The sequence below is a fragment of the Pedobacter sp. SL55 genome (genome assembly GCF_026625705.1).
Classification (GTDB): Bacteria; Bacteroidota; Bacteroidia; order Sphingobacteriales; family Sphingobacteriaceae; genus Pedobacter.
In genome coordinates this window covers 4,267,235-4,280,642 of the sequence record NZ_CP113059.1, presented here as the reverse complement: position 1 = coordinate 4,280,642, position 13,408 = coordinate 4,267,235, and the positions used below count along the sequence as shown (strand labels likewise).

The following is a 13,408-nucleotide window of genomic DNA, read 5'->3' as shown; positions in this document are numbered from 1 at the left end:
ACCCCTAACCCCTAAACTTTCCAAATTTCCACCTTTCAACAATCAAACTATTACTTATCTTTGCGCCTTGGTTTTAGGTTGTAGTAAATCTAAAATCGTAAAATCTAAAATCGTAAATATAATGGCATTACAATGTGGTATAGTAGGTTTACCAAACGTAGGGAAATCGACTTTATTTAACTGTTTATCTAACGCAAAGGCGCAATCTGCTAACTTTCCATTCTGTACAATAGAACCAAATGTGGGCGTAATTACCGTACCAGATGAGCGTTTAAACAAATTGACAGAACTGGTTAAGCCGCAACGTGTGGTACCAAATACAATAGAAATAGTGGATATTGCGGGTTTGGTAAAAGGCGCCTCTAAAGGCGAAGGCTTAGGTAACCAGTTTTTGGGTAATATCAGAGCTACAAATGCAATCATCCATGTTTTACGTTGCTTTGATGATGGAAATATCATTCACGTAGATGGTTCAGTTGACCCAATTCGCGATAAAGAAATTATTGATACTGAGTTACAGTTGAAAGATTTGGATACCGTAAGCAAGCGTATCCAAAAGATAGAAAAACAAGCTAAAAATGATAAAGATGCGAAGAAAGAATTCGATATCTTATCAGTAGTGAAAGATCATTTAGAAACTGGTAATTCTGTTCGTTCAGCCAACTTAACTGTAGAGGATTTCGAGTTTATTGGCGGTTTAGGTTTATTAACCCAAAAGCCAGTAATGTACGTTTGTAACGTTGATGAAGCTTCGGTAGTAACTGGAAATGCTTACGTAGAGAAAGTTAAAGCTGCAGTAGCTAACGAAAATGCTGAGGTATTAATTATTTCTGCTAAAATTGAATCGGAAATTGCCGAATTGGAAGACTACGAAGAGCGTCAGATCTTTTTACAAGATTTAGGTTTGGATGAGTCGGGCGTGGCAAAATTAATTAGAGCTGCTTACCGCTTATTAGATTTGTACACTTATTTTACTGCCGGTGTGCAAGAAGTTAGAGCTTGGACTATTACCAAAGGTTTCACTGCACCGCAAGCTGCGGGCGTAATCCACACCGATTTCGAGAAAGGTTTTATCCGTGCTGAGGTAATTAAATACAACGATTTTGTAACCCTAGGCTCTGAAAATGCTTGTAAAGAAGCTGGTAAGTTAGGTGTAGAAGGTAAAGCTTATGTGGTAGAAGATGGCGATATCATGCACTTTAGATTTAATGTTTAATCCCTAAATTTCCTAAAGGGGACATTATAATACTTAAAAACCTCATAGATTTTAAAATCTATGAGGTTTTTTTATGTTATTCGTCATTGTGAGAAAACGAAGCAATCTTAAAGCCTCAAATAATTGTAGATTTTTAATAATTACTGTAGAGCATTATAGAGCGTTAGAGAGCGAGGGACTAAAGCCGAAAAGCAGGACTAACATTGTGAAATGTACTGGTCCTGCTTTTCTAATATGTACTTCTATCGCTTTAAGATTCCCGTTTTCACGGGAATGACGGCAATGGGATTGTAAATCCTAATGGCTTGGCCCTGCGCCATCAATACGCCTAATTTGAGCACCTAAAGCACGTAAACGAGTATCGATATCTTGGTAGCCACGCTCAATTTGCTCGATGTTGTAAATGGTAGATTTACCTTCGGCAGAAAGTGCTGCAATTAACAACGAAACTCCGGCTCTAATATCTGGCGAAGTCATGCTGATGCCACGTAATTTGTACTTTTTGTCGATACCGTTAACGGTAGCACGGTGCGGATCGCAAAGGATGATTTGTGCACCCATATCAATCAGTTTATCAACGAAGAACAAACGGCTTTCGAACATTTTTTGGTGTATTAACACCGAACCTCTAGCTTGCGAAGCCACCACCAACACAATACTCAACAAATCTGGGGTAAAACCAGGCCAAGGCGAATCGGCAATGGTTAAAATAGAACCGTCGATAAAAGTATCGATTACATAATGCTTTTGAGAAGGAATGTAAATGTCATCGCCGCGGCGCTCTAGTTTAATGCCTAGTTTTTTGAAAACTTCTGGAATTACACCCAACTCATCGTACTGTACGTTTTTAATGGTAATTTCCGACTCTGTCATTGCTGCCAGACCTATGAAAGAACCAATCTCAATCATATCTGGCAACATACGGTGCTCTGTACCACCCAATTTTTTAACGCCTTCAATAGTTAATAAGTTAGAACCAATACCGCTGATTTTTGCGCCCATACGGTTCAGCATTTTACACAATTGTTGTAGGTAAGGCTCGCAAGCAGCGTTATAGATAGTGGTAATTCCTTTAGCCAAAACCGCCGCCATTACAATATTTGCTGTTCCGGTAACCGAAGCTTCGTCTAGCAAAATGTAGGTTCCTTTTAGGTTGGTTGCATCTACGTTAAAGAACTCGGCTTTTTGGTCGTAAACAAATTTAGCACCCAATTTCTCGAAGCCTAAAAAGTGGGTATCTAACCTACGACGACCAATTTTATCGCCCCCTGGTTTAGGGATTGCCGCTTTACCGAAACGTGCCAAAAGCGGTCCAACAATCATGATAGAACCTCTTAAACCGCCACCTTTAGCTTTAAAAACATCCGATTGGAAGAAATCTAGGTTGATGTTTTTTGCTTCGAACGTGTAAGTGTCTTTGTTTAAACGTTCAACAGTTACACCTAAATCGCCTAATAATTCAATTAATTTATTTACATCTTTAATATCGGGGATATTGCTGATGGTAATTTTTTCTTCCGTTAATAAAACGGCCGATAATATCTGTAAAGCTTCGTTTTTGGCGCCTTGAGGGATAATTTCGCCCTTTAGCTTTTTGCCGCCTATAATTTCAAATGCATTCATTCTATTTTGGTTTTTGCCTTTAAAAAAGGTTAATGTCTTTGTTTGTTGTTGTTATTGCGCTGACGGTTGTTGTTATTTTGGCGGTTTTTGTTGTTGTTCTGGCGACCGCGGTTGTTGTTGTTCTGCCTGTTGTTTTGGTTTCTAAACTCTACTTTTTGCAGGTTTACGTTTTCTTCCAATGCCAAAGCACCGCCAGAAAGCTCGCTCAAATTTTTAAGGATCACTTCATCAGCAACATTGTCTTTGTTCCACTGCACGTAAGCCATTTTCATAAAGTTAGCAATGCCTTGCACCATACCAGCTTTACGCTCCGGGTTTTCTTCGGCTATGGCCGTTTCAATTAATTTTTCTACTGTTCTGCCGTAATGTTTATATCTAATTCGCTGTTGCGGATAACCAATGTGCGCTGGTTTAATCTCCTTTGTTTCTGGCGTAGGTTTAGGGTATGGGCTGTCTACATCAATCTGATAGTTGGAGATGATGTGCAAATGATCCCAAAGTTTGTGCTTAAAATCGGCCACATCACGCAGGTGTGGATTTAAAAAGCCCATTAAATCTATAACGGCTTGGGCATATTTATTGCGTTCTTCTTTAGTTGGTAAAGTAATAATGTACTTTACCATGTTTTGGACATTACGTCCGTATTCGGCCAGAATTAACTCGCTTCTGGTGGTGTTATAATCGAAATTCATTTTTTTAAAATTAAAATTTTGATGTTATTTCAAAGTTGCTGTAGTATGTTTTTTTGAAAACCAATGTCAGTTTTTCATTGCAAATTAGCCCTGCTGTACGCTATTATTTTTTGTGTTAACGTTAACTGCTTTCAATTGTCATGCTGAGTTTATCGAAGCATATGCGATTAACTCAAAAATCCTTCGACAGGCTCAGGATGACACCACACAAAAAAGATAACCGCTTCCATCAGGTTTATTTAACAACGGTCAGCTTAAAGACAAATCGCAAAATCCCTGCAAAATTGAAATAACCAAAAGGTAAAAACTGTATCAAATCATTATGAAATAACTAAAAACTGAAGTTGTAGACTAAGGGAAAACCCTAAACTTCCAAAGATGTTTTCAATTATGAAATTCATCGGAATGGTTTGTTGTCTACAAATATAGAAAAGTTTTAGGTAATAAGTCATAGGTTGTACGTTTTTGCAATGCCCATACGTCGCTCGTCATTTCGAGCGTAGCCGAGAAATCTTTAATGTTGCTTTTTCATACTAAGTCCAAAGATTTCTCCACTCGCTTCGCTGCGGTCGAAATGACGAAGCAATTTGCCGAGCAAAACGTATAACCTAAAACTTATAAATTACTTCACAATCCTCAACTTCGCAAACTTTAATAACAACTGCTTGTTACCCAAACCTTGAAAAAATACCGTAGCCTTCACATCAGGTAACTTTCCTTCTAGTTGTACAATTTTACCGAAACCAAATTTTTCGTGTTCTACGTCCATCCCCATTTGAAACTCATTTGCTGCGCTTGGTGTAAAGCCAGCTGTTGGTACGTGAGCTTTAGGCAGAATAGAGGTAGTAGGTTTTGGCTTTGGTTTGAAAGCAGTTTGCTGAGAGCTAGGTTTCTGTTGCATTTCTCTTTGTTGACTCCACGATTTACGTTCGGTGTCAAATCCGCCACTGCTGAAACTAGGTTTAGCAGCCTTAATTGCATCTAATTCTAAATATTTAGGGCTAATTTCATTAATAAACCTGCTTGGTTCGCAAGAGGTTAGCGTACCCCAACGGTAACGAGAAGTGGCGTAAGTTAAGGTCAGTTTTTTTTCTGCCCTGGTAATGGCTACATAAAACAAACGGCGTTCTTCTTCCAGATCACTTCTCGATGTTAACGACATTTGCGATGGAAACAAGTTTTCTTCCAAACCAACTACAAATACATTTTTAAACTCTAAGCCTTTAGCCGAGTGGATGGTCATTAACGAAACCGTATCTACATCTTTGTCCTTATCTTTATCATCGTTAGTTAACAAAGCCACATCTTGCATAAAAATAGCCAAGCTGCGGTCTTCAATATCTTCGCGTTCGGCAAATTCTTTGATACCGGCCAGTAATTCTTGAATGTTTTCGTAACGAGCTCTGCCCTCTACGCTATCATCACTGTGCAATTCCTTTAAAATGCCCGAATGTTGCGCAATGTATAAGGCAGTTTCATAAGCATCTAATTTGGTGGACTCAGCGGCAAATGCCCTAATCATCATCGAAAAATCATTCAGTTGGTTAGGGATGCGGCCGCCCAAATACTGGTGTGGGTTGCAAATGACTTGCCACATCGTAATGCCGTGTTCATTTGCTGCTACCGATACTTTATCTAAGGTAGTATCGCCCAAACCACGACGAGGATAGTTGATGACGCGTTTTAATGCTTCTTCATCTGCTGGGTTAAAGGTTAAGCGGAAGTAAGCAATTAAATCCTTGATTTCCTTACGTTGGTAGAAAGACAAACCTCCGTAAATTTTGTAAGGAACGTTTAGCTTGCGCAAAGCCTCCTCCATAGCCCTACTTTGTGCGTTAGTACGGTAAAGAATGGCAAAATCGGTATAGTTTAGTCCGTTTCCAGTACGTTCTTGTACAATGGCTTCTGCTACTAACTTACCCTCTTCGTTATCTGTAAAAGCTCTTGATATTTTGATTTTATCGCCTTGCTCGTTAGCCGAGAATACATTTTTCTCCAACTGATTTTTATTGTTGGCGATGATACTATTGGCGACCTCCACGATGTTTTGCGTAGAACGATAGTTTTGTTCCAATTTGTAAACTTTCAAATCTGGATAATCGCGTTCTACGTTTAAGATATTTTGAATATTGGCTCCACGAAAAGCGTAGATACTTTGCGCATCGTCGCCCACTACACATAAGTTTTCGTGTGCTGCCGCCAATTTTTTTACAATGGTGTATTGCGAATGGTTGGTATCCTGATACTCATCTACCATGATGTATTTAAACTTGTGTTGGTATTTGTTCAATACATCTGGGTGTTTCCTAAGCAACACGTTGGTTTTAAACAATAAATCGTCGAAATCCATAGCGCCTGCTTTGTAGCAACGTTTGGCGTATGTTTCGTAAATTTGCCCCAACATTGGCCGTTTGTTACCTATATCTTCTGCTTGGATGGTAGGGTTGTTTACATATTCGGCAACAGAAATGAGGTTGTTTTTTGCTTGCGAAATGCGATTGTAGACAATGTTGGCTGCGTAAAGCTTATCATCTAATTGCATTTCTTTAAGGATCGTACGGATTAAGCTTTTACAATCGTCAGTATCGTAAATAGTGAAATTGCTTGGATAGCCGATTTTTTCTGCCTCCACACGTAAGATTTTAGCAAATACCGAGTGGAAAGTTCCCATCCAAATGCTTTTAGCTTCGTTGCCTACCACTTTTTCGATACGTTCACGCATCTCTTTACTGGCTTTGTTAGTAAAGGTCAGTACCAAAATATTGAACGGATCTATACCTTTTTGTATCAAGTGTGCCACACGATAGGTAATTACCCTCGTTTTCCCCGAACCTGCACCAGCTACAATCATTACTGGTCCGTCGGTATTCTCTACTGCTGCTCGTTGTTGTGGGTTTAATCCTGCTAAATAATCCAAATCTTTATCCTCTTTTTTAAAGGTTCAAAAATACGAAATTGCTAGGGAATTAGTTGGTTAATTGTGTAAACTGTTTAAACAGTTGATTGTTGAAAATGGTTAAAGATAATTTATAAATGTCAGCCGCGTGGGCGACTTTATGGCAGTATAGTAGATATTCCCCTCCTTTGAAGGGGTTAGGGGAGGCTTGGAATAGAATTTGATAATTGCAGCTTATGGAAGAAAATAATTTAAACCACAATTTGGAATTTAACGATATCCCAGAGGGAAATAATGCTGATATGTACGCTAATTTTAAAGAGAAGTTAGAAAGTGTACAGACTTTTCCAGGTTTATATGCCTTCAAATTTATTTTAACAGGTGGTGTAGATAAAATTAAGGAATTAAGAGAAGTATTGCCTGAAGAAGAGTTTATCGAAACACCATCTAAAACTGGGAAATACATTTCTATAACGGTAAAAAAATGGATGCAGGATGCTGATGCTGTAGTGGATATCTATAAAAAAGTAGGAGAGATTAAAGGAGTGATGATGCTTTAGTTAGTTGGGGCGAAAAGCTAGTTGGGGCGAAACATTTTTCGCCCTTATGTATAGATAAAAGGCTTGGTTGGGGCGAAAGATTTTTCGCCCGTACGGCGAGATTAAAGAAGTGATGATGCTTTAGTCGCGTAAATCTTATTATCTTTCTATTTATTTAGCATTAGAAAAAGATTTCTCCTTTAAGCTGCGCTCCAGTCGAAATGAGGGAGAATGAGCTTAATTTCCACTTTCCACCAGCTTTTTAAAGTTATCTAAAATCGCTTGCCAACCTCCACGTTGCATTTCTATTGGGTTTTGATTTTCAGCTTCAAATGTTTCGGTAATTTCTACAGTATCGCCATTGGCTTCAAAAATTATCTCTACCTTTCTGCCGTCGGCAATGGTGTAAGCAATGTACTTGTTTTCTTGAATATCATCATAAATGCCTTCAAAATCGAAACTGAAACTGCCATCTTTGGCTGCCATGGTGTAAGAGAACTTGCCGCCTACAATTAAGTCATTGGTTGCTGCGGGTGTATGCCAATCTGGAGAAGCATTGTTCCATTGCATAATGTATTTGGCTTCGGTAAAATACTGCCAAACCTTTTCAATTGGGGCGTTGATGGTTGTTTTGATGGTGATGTTTTCCATATTGTTCTGTGTTGGGGCGAAAAATGTTTCGCCCGTACTATTATTATTTAATTGTTGTGTGCGAAAAATGCTTCGCCTGTACTAATTATCATTCGATTATTGCGGCGAAAAATATTCGCCCCTACTATTTATTATTCGATTATTGGGGCGAAAGATTTTTCGTCTTTAATCCCTCCAATCTTTTTGGCTACTTTCTACCTGATAAAGCCACCAATTTACTAAAATTTTAATTTCGGTGTAATTACCATAGCTAAATGAAATATTTCCCGCCGCAGTATGCAAAGTTACATGACCAATATCTAAAGATTTATGCCAAGGATATTGAGAAGTACTTATAGACTGAATTTTATGAGGCTCTATAATTTCCTGCGAAATATCCCAAATGCCGCTTTGTTTTATAATAAAATCTTCGGAAACCGTAATTCTATGTTTAGTGTACGAGATGTAGATCATTAGCGAGGCAACCAGAACATAGCCAATGGTTAAAGGGTAAAAAGGCCTAATCTCGGGTATGTACTGAAAAAAAGAAAGTAAGCCGCTAGGGGAATGACTACCCAGAATAACACTGGTAAATTCATGAAACGGAAATTAGGTTTGTAGCGTGTACCTTCAGCCGGAAGTTTGCCCAAAATCATTCTTAAAACCTCATCTTTTTCTGAAGCGCTACAACCGGGCACTTCCATGTTATTGCTTCTAACTTCTTTTTCAGATTGTTGTTGCCCTGCATGAGCTTGCTTTAAAGCCATATTAAACAGGCCAATTTTTTTCTGGAAATAGTTTTGGCTGTATTCGGTAAGCTGTACTTTACTTGGATGAAGCAACGTATTTTTCTTTGCTAAAAGTCCAGAAGAAATGAGTAGCGACTTTTGATGTTTGCTGATTTGAAAATCAAAGTATTTTACAAAAGTTCTAATTACATTGGTTACCAGTAAGATTAAAACAATTGCGGCCAATAATACCCCAATTGAAATGATGGTAATTCCACTTTTTAAAACAGCCTCAATTTGTCCATTATCATTATCAAAAGCTTTTAATAATTCTTTAATATTATGAAAAACAGCATAACCAAAAGTAATGAGCAATGCAATACTGCGGCCATAGTTGCTGGTAAGACCAATTTTTAATAAGGTGGCAGCACTTATTTTTATAAATGGGGTTTCCTTTTGTAAATGCTGGGATGCAGCTAGCTCATCGTTATTTTGTTCAGAAATTGCTTCTTTTTCGCCGTTTAGCAAATGTTCTTTCAACGCAAATGCAATTTGTCCGCTAATAGCGCTAATATTTACTTCTTTGCTGTCAGAGCCAGCCGTATCTACTTGTAAGCTGTAAACGCCAATCAGTTTTTGTAAAAAGCCTTGGTTAATGTTTACCTGTTGTATTTTTTCAACCGGAATAGTTAAATTTTTTCTGCCAAAAACACCTTTGTCAATCACAAATTCTTGCTTTAAGGTATCGAGATAAAAAGTGAATTTGCGGTAGTAGAAATAGCCGTAAATTAAAGAAACAACCAGCACTGCAACCAAACCTAACGCCGTGTACAACAAGGCAATTTTGTTGGATTTAAAGATAAGTAAGACCAAGGGAATAAACATGGCACGTACAAAACGCTGTACAATATAAGCGCCATTAATCAATATTCCAGCTGCCGATTGGCGTTGTGGTTCGCTAAAATCTAAAGACATTATTCTGCTGTGGTTTTACGAATTTCGACTAGGCTCTGTGCCAATGCTTCCTTTATAGCTTTCGCTTGCTCAATGGGCACTCCAGCAATGCGGATTTCTCCGCTAGAGCCACCAGCAGTATAAATGTGTAAAGTGCCCAACTGAAACATTCTCGATAGCAAACCTTCATTTAATGCCACATGTTGGATACGGTTTAAAGGTATAACGGTAGTGGTTTCGGCAATAATTCCACTTTTGTACAACACATCTTTTTCTCGTAAAGCAAAACCTCGGCGTTTAAAACTTGCTCTAAATACTAAAAAGAGTGAGGTTGCAAGAACAAGATACAGGCTTGTCCATATCATCCAGTTATGCTGAGCATCTTCATTAAAAAAGATAATTAGCGCTAGGCCAATGCCAATTAGAAGCAAAAATAGTGTTAAGTTAATAACCATTATGTTCCAGTATTTTTGATCTGGATTAGTGAATTTGGTTGCTTCGTATTTTGGAAGAGCATTGAGGTCTATCGTTTCGTTGGTAAAATGCTGCATGTTTGTTCTGTGGTTTTAAAGTTGATTAAATAGCTTTTAAAGGAATGCCGTTCAGAGTAATGCATCACACCAGCCTCAAAAAAAAAAGCCTTCTTCATGAAGTAAATCTATGAAGAAGGCTTTCAATATCCTAAAAAGCTTTAGAGATTATTCGTCTATTTTTTTGCCTTTCATGGCCTGACCAATAGCGGTGTCCATTACTCTCTCGGCAAATGGGCGGGTAAACTCGTTTAATTCATCGGTTTTTTTAAGGATGGCGTCTTTATCTCCGCTTCCCAAAGCTGTTTTTAAATTACTGATGTAAGTTTCAGTTTCGGCAATTTCGGCAGCTTCCAGTAAATCTTTGTGCTTTGCTATAAATCGCTCTGCAGTATAAACCAATTGTTCGCCTTCGCTGCGTGCTTCAATCAACATACGTTGTTCTACATCACTTTTGGCGTTGGTGATGCTATCAATTAGCATTTTTTCTACCGCATCGTCGCTTAAGCCGTAGCTAGGTTTTACCTCAATTTCCTGCTTTACGCCAGAGCGTAACTCAATTGCTTGTACGGTTAAAATTCCATCAGCGTTCAGTAAAAAATTGATGTCTACTTTCGGTAAACCTGCAGGCATTGCTGGTATACCTTTTAAATCGAACTCTGCCAGTTTACGGTTTTCTTTCACTAAATCACGTTCGCCTTGGTAAACCGAAATCTTCATGTTCACTTGTCCATCTACCGAAGTGGTGTATTGGCGACCAGCTTTGGTGGGTACTTTGCTATTACGAGCGATAATCACATCCATTAAACCACCCATAGTTTCGATACCAAGCGATAAAGGTGTTACATCTAGCAATAAAATATTCGACCGATTACCAGCTAAAATATCTGCCTGTACAGCAGCACCTAAAGCCACCACCTCATCAGGGTTGATGTTATCTTGAGGGGTTTTTCCGAAAAACTCACTTACTGCTTTTTTAACATGCGGGGTACGGGTAGAGCCACCAACTAAAACCACTTCATCAATATCAGCTATGCTCAATTCTGCATCTCTTAAGGCCGATTTACAAGCTTCGATAGTTTCTTGCACTTTAGCTGCAATTAAACTTTCAAAGGTTTCTTTATCTAGCGTACACCAAATTTCGCCTAATTTTTCGTTGTACAGATTTTGGGTGGTTAATGCTTTTTTAGCGGCTTCGGCTTGTAAACGTAGGCTTTGCGTTAACACATTGTCTTTTGCTAGTTCTTTCGCATCAAGCTGATTTTTTTCTATCCAATAATTGAATATAGCACGGTCAAAATCATCGCCACCTAAGAAAGTGTTGCCGTTGGTACTTAACACTTCGAAAATGCCATTTTGGATTTGCAGGATGGAAACATCGAAGGTTCCTCCACCTAAATCGTAAACGGCAATGGTTTTTTGCTGCGTTGGGTCTAAGCCCAAACCGTAGGCCAAACTTGCTGCGGTAGGTTCGTTTACAATACGTAAAACATCTAAACCCGCTAACTTTCCAGCGTCGCGAGTGGCTTGTCGCTGACTATCATTAAAATAGGCAGGAACCGTAATTACTGCTCTGTTTACAGGCGTTTTTAAAGCATGCTCGGCACGAGCTTTTAATTCTTTTAAAATCTCAGCAGATAGTTCAATTGGTGTGTAAAACTTATCGCCAGCTTTAATTTTCACTAAGGCATCACTATCATCATCAATTATTTTATAGCTGAAAATATCGCTGTGCTCAGCAACGTCTTTGTACGAACGGCCTAATAATCGTTTTACAGAAAAAATGGTATTAGATGGGTCGGTAGTTAGGTAAGCTTTGGCCTCGTTACCCACTTCTGCATCGCCTTGTTCATTAAAATGCACTACAGATGGCACTAAAACGCCTTTTCCAGCATCGTTAATTACCTGCGGCTGTTGCTCAGGATTGATAAAAGCAACCAAACTATTGGTAGTGCCTAAATCAATGCCTACTATAATTTCTTCTTTTTGTAATGAACCTGTTGCCAGATTGATGGATATTTTTGCCATGAGGCAAAGTTACAAGAATGTTGTAAGGTTTTTGGGTTGTAATGTTTGAATGTTGTAAAAAAGGTGTGTTAGTGCAGCACGTATTCTATCGTGATAACATCTTCGAAACTGCTTACTTTTTTATGTTTTGTATAGGCTGGAAACTCTTTACTAGTTGCTATGACTATAGTTGAATTATCTTTCCACCATGCTTTAACAGTAGGTTGGATTCCAGTTGTGCCATAAACTGGCCCGTTAACGTTTGGAAAATCAACGGATACGTACGTGCCAGAATTATGTTTATTAGCCCACTGCGTTGTGCGTAAACGACGTTTTCCATCTGGAGAAATTTCTATATATTCTTCTAAGTGTTTTAGGTTTCGTACCAGTTGTATCGAAAATAGTTACTTCTACTGTTTCTTCATCAATTCTTCTGACAACTTTGTTTATCATCCTTGATTTCGTTTTAGAAATTGATTGACCCTCAACATATCTTGCTAGGAGTACATTAAGCCTTTCTATATCATTCTCCTTATTTGGACGCTGTTGGTACAATTTGAAAGCTATAGAAACATCATTAAGATTTTGTTGGTTGAGAATTTGGTTTTGCATAAAAATGATATCAATACGTTTTCGTAAATCTTCGAAAATATCAATATCATAACCGGTTTTTTCCTTGATATAAGTAGAAAAATTTAAGTCAATAGAGTTTTGTAGGCTTTTAGTTAGGCTTTTAAACCTATTTTTAAGTCTGTCTAGTCTACGTTCTTTGAAATCTTTTTCCGTTTTTATTTTCTGTTCTTGATAATACTCGGTTATTGGGTTAATATCACCATAAATAATGCTTTGGCCAGAACGTTTTTCTAGATAGGCTAGGGTTGCTAAAATAATAGCATTGTATTTCTCTAGATTTTTTTGCTTCTGTTCGTTAATCATAAAGCGATTGCTAATTTAAATTTCTAGCTTTCAACTCTTCTTTTACTCCTTTAACTTTTTTACTGCCAGTAAATAGTAAATAAGCGAAAAATAAGGGGAAAACAGTGAAAAATCCCAGGCCATTTTTTACACCGCTATACAATGCAATACCCACAAAAGCGCCAATTAAAAATGCGTTAAAAGTATTGCTCTTTTTCAGTTTTTTGTGTTCTTCAAGTAATTGTTCGTCGGTTAAAGCTTTTAAATCTTGTGGTTCCATGGTGCTAATATCGGTTAAATATTTGTTTCGCTTTCCACAATTTTGTAATCGCCAAAAGTGCCGTCCCAGTTTTCTTTATAGGTTGAAAACTCTAGGTGTTCAATTAGCCCTGCGGTTACATCAATTACGTAACTTAAACCGTCTTTTAGACTAGGTATTTCTATTTTTTCGCCATTGCTAAATAGGGCGTTAACCATCTCCGGCTCTTCGCTAAAATCTACATAAGAGAAATACACATACAAGCTAAAGCCAGATATTTGTCGTTTGGTAACTCTTAAATGTGGTAGATGCGATTTTAAGGAAGGGTATTTTTCGGCTAAGCCATCTAGCAGTATTGTTTCTAGGTCGTTTAGTTCTTGCATTTTTCGGTTTTGTTAGTTTCCTTAAAATTATTCTTC

13 protein-coding genes are annotated in these 13,408 nt (G+C 38.0%); 2 read left to right on the top strand and 11 right to left on the bottom strand.

Features of this window, described 5'->3' with window-relative positions:
* Nucleotides 1-121 precede the first annotated feature (121 nt).
* The gene (ychF, locus tag OVA16_RS19240; RefSeq protein WP_267762608.1) at nt 122-1,216 is read left to right on the top strand and encodes a redox-regulated ATPase YchF; all 1,095 of its coding nucleotides are present in this window, start codon (nt 122-124) and stop codon (nt 1,214-1,216) included.
* 297 nt (nt 1,217-1,513) lie between these two features.
* Here ychF and murA read toward each other — a convergent pair whose 3' ends face one another.
* The 3 genes from murA to OVA16_RS19225 form a co-directional block, all read right to left on the bottom strand.
* Nucleotides 1,514-2,839 (bottom strand): UDP-N-acetylglucosamine 1-carboxyvinyltransferase, encoded by a 1,326-nt coding sequence (gene murA, locus OVA16_RS19235; RefSeq protein WP_267762607.1) that lies wholly within the window; start codon nt 2,837-2,839, stop codon nt 1,514-1,516.
* A 29-nt stretch (nt 2,840-2,868) separates the two neighbouring features.
* Nucleotides 2,869-3,531: a DUF4290 domain-containing protein gene (locus OVA16_RS19230; protein WP_267762606.1), complete on the bottom strand. Its 663-nt coding sequence runs from the start codon at nt 3,529-3,531 to the stop codon at nt 2,869-2,871.
* A 622-nt stretch (nt 3,532-4,153) separates the two neighbouring features.
* Nucleotides 4,154-6,448 carry an ATP-dependent helicase gene (locus OVA16_RS19225; protein WP_267762605.1) on the bottom strand — a complete coding sequence of 765 codons (2,295 nt, stop codon included), beginning with the start codon at nt 6,446-6,448 and terminating at the stop codon, nt 4,154-4,156.
* 215 nt (nt 6,449-6,663) lie between these two features.
* On the opposite strand from OVA16_RS19225, the gene OVA16_RS19220 reads away from it, so the two are divergent.
* Nucleotides 6,664-6,987 (top strand): DUF493 domain-containing protein, encoded by a 324-nt coding sequence (locus OVA16_RS19220; RefSeq protein WP_267762604.1) that lies wholly within the window; start codon nt 6,664-6,666, stop codon nt 6,985-6,987.
* A gap of 216 nt (nt 6,988-7,203) precedes the next feature.
* On the opposite strand, the gene OVA16_RS19215 is transcribed toward OVA16_RS19220, so the two are convergent.
* The 8 genes from OVA16_RS19215 to OVA16_RS19180 form a co-directional block, all read right to left on the bottom strand.
* Nucleotides 7,204-7,617, bottom strand: coding sequence for an SRPBCC family protein (locus tag OVA16_RS19215; protein ID WP_267762603.1), 414 nt, complete (start codon nt 7,615-7,617; stop codon nt 7,204-7,206).
* A gap of 165 nt (nt 7,618-7,782) precedes the next feature.
* Nucleotides 7,783-8,070: a PH domain-containing protein gene (locus tag OVA16_RS19210; protein ID WP_267762602.1), complete on the bottom strand. Its 288-nt coding sequence runs from the start codon at nt 8,068-8,070 to the stop codon at nt 7,783-7,785.
* A 29-nt stretch (nt 8,071-8,099) separates the two neighbouring features.
* Nucleotides 8,100-9,299, bottom strand: a complete 1,200-nt coding sequence (locus tag OVA16_RS19205) for a PH domain-containing protein (RefSeq protein WP_267762601.1) — start codon at nt 9,297-9,299, stop codon at nt 8,100-8,102.
* Nucleotides 9,299-9,829, bottom strand: coding sequence for a PH domain-containing protein (locus tag OVA16_RS19200; RefSeq protein ID WP_267762600.1), 531 nt, complete (start codon nt 9,827-9,829; stop codon nt 9,299-9,301). The genes OVA16_RS19205 and OVA16_RS19200 overlap by 1 nt, the downstream gene beginning before the upstream one ends.
* A gap of 147 nt (nt 9,830-9,976) precedes the next feature.
* Nucleotides 9,977-11,836 (bottom strand): Fe-S protein assembly chaperone HscA, encoded by a 1,860-nt coding sequence (hscA, locus tag OVA16_RS19195; protein ID WP_267762598.1) that lies wholly within the window; start codon nt 11,834-11,836, stop codon nt 9,977-9,979.
* A gap of 282 nt (nt 11,837-12,118) precedes the next feature.
* The gene (locus tag OVA16_RS19190) at nt 12,119-12,751 is read right to left on the bottom strand and encodes a hypothetical protein (protein ID WP_267762597.1); all 633 of its coding nucleotides are present in this window, start codon (nt 12,749-12,751) and stop codon (nt 12,119-12,121) included.
* 10 nt (nt 12,752-12,761) lie between these two features.
* Nucleotides 12,762-13,010 (bottom strand): hypothetical protein, encoded by a 249-nt coding sequence (locus OVA16_RS19185; protein ID WP_267762596.1) that lies wholly within the window; start codon nt 13,008-13,010, stop codon nt 12,762-12,764.
* Nucleotides 13,011-13,024: 14 nt separating this feature from the next.
* Nucleotides 13,025-13,372 (bottom strand): hypothetical protein, encoded by a 348-nt coding sequence (locus OVA16_RS19180; RefSeq protein WP_267762595.1) that lies wholly within the window; start codon nt 13,370-13,372, stop codon nt 13,025-13,027.
* Nucleotides 13,373-13,408 lie beyond the last annotated feature (36 nt).

What these genes read in the sequence shown, in the direction of transcription:
- OVA16_RS19230 (WP_267762606.1), bottom strand. Translation starts at nt 3,531, where the DNA reads ATGAATTTCGATTATAACACCACCAGAAGCGAGTTAATTCTGGCCGAA.
- OVA16_RS19180 (WP_267762595.1), bottom strand. Translation starts at nt 13,372, where the DNA reads ATGCAAGAACTAAACGACCTAGAAACAATACTGCTAGATGGCTTAGCC.
- murA (WP_267762607.1), bottom strand. Translation starts at nt 2,839, where the DNA reads ATGAATGCATTTGAAATTATAGGCGGCAAAAAGCTAAAGGGCGAAATT.
- hscA (WP_267762598.1), bottom strand. Translation starts at nt 11,836, where the DNA reads ATGGCAAAAATATCCATCAATCTGGCAACAGGTTCATTACAAAAAGAA.
- OVA16_RS19185 (WP_267762596.1), bottom strand. Translation starts at nt 13,010, where the DNA reads ATGGAACCACAAGATTTAAAAGCTTTAACCGACGAACAATTACTTGAA.
- OVA16_RS19205 (WP_267762601.1), bottom strand. Translation starts at nt 9,299, where the DNA reads ATGTCTTTAGATTTTAGCGAACCACAACGCCAATCGGCAGCTGGAATA.
- OVA16_RS19215 (WP_267762603.1), bottom strand. Translation starts at nt 7,617, where the DNA reads ATGGAAAACATCACCATCAAAACAACCATCAACGCCCCAATTGAAAAG.
- OVA16_RS19190 (WP_267762597.1), bottom strand. Translation starts at nt 12,751, where the DNA reads ATGATTAACGAACAGAAGCAAAAAAATCTAGAGAAATACAATGCTATT.
- OVA16_RS19200 (WP_267762600.1), bottom strand. Translation starts at nt 9,829, where the DNA reads ATGCAGCATTTTACCAACGAAACGATAGACCTCAATGCTCTTCCAAAA.
- ychF (WP_267762608.1), top strand. Translation starts at nt 122, where the DNA reads ATGGCATTACAATGTGGTATAGTAGGTTTACCAAACGTAGGGAAATCG.
- OVA16_RS19210 (WP_267762602.1), bottom strand. Translation starts at nt 8,070, where the DNA reads ATGATCTACATCTCGTACACTAAACATAGAATTACGGTTTCCGAAGAT.
- OVA16_RS19220 (WP_267762604.1), top strand. Translation starts at nt 6,664, where the DNA reads ATGGAAGAAAATAATTTAAACCACAATTTGGAATTTAACGATATCCCA.